Source organism: Tamlana crocina (assembly GCF_012037625.1).
Window position 1 is genome coordinate 1 of record NZ_JAAVJS010000113.1, and the last position, 566, is coordinate 566.

General features: G+C 40.6%; 1 protein-coding gene. It reads left to right on the plus strand.

Going from position 1 to position 566, the window contains the following annotated elements; translation table 11 throughout:
• Positions 1–258 (plus strand): ATP-binding protein (locus HC176_RS15870; protein ID WP_167919967.1); only part of this gene is annotated, 258 nt, incomplete at its 5' end.
• Between the last annotated feature and the right edge of the window lie 308 nt (positions 259–566).

The window sequence follows — 566 nt, forward strand, 5'->3', positions numbered from 1 at the left end:
GCAGATCTACTCATCCTTGATGACTTTGGGCTTCAGGCCTTCGATAATCACGCAAGAGAGACCTTAATGGATATTATAGATGATCGCTATAATAAAACTTCCACCATACTATCCTCTCAAATACCGGTGTCTGCGTGGTATGATATTATTGGTGAAGGAACTATTGCTGATGCAATCCTGGACAGGATAGTAAACTCCTCACATAGGATAGATCTTAAAGGAGAATCATTAAGAAAGGGAGTTCTGAAAAACGAGTAACATTATTTTTTTATATAATTGCATGATCTTTCAAAGTGGCACTGTTTGAACCGAAATAGGTGGCACGGTCACTCCGAAATAGCCAGTATTAAACAGAATTATCTTTCTGTAGGATTTAAAGCGGACTTGACTTCAAAGATGTAGATGGGAATGGAGTTTGACCGCTTCCCGATTTTTCTCGGGAAAGGGCGGACAAGTGGAATGGAAATCGGAAGCTTTGGAGTTGGGTTCAAGACCTTTGTAATGAAGCGCTTTTCCCGGAATGTAGCTTTTCGCGAAATGCAGGGGAATGTGCTAAATGGATAATG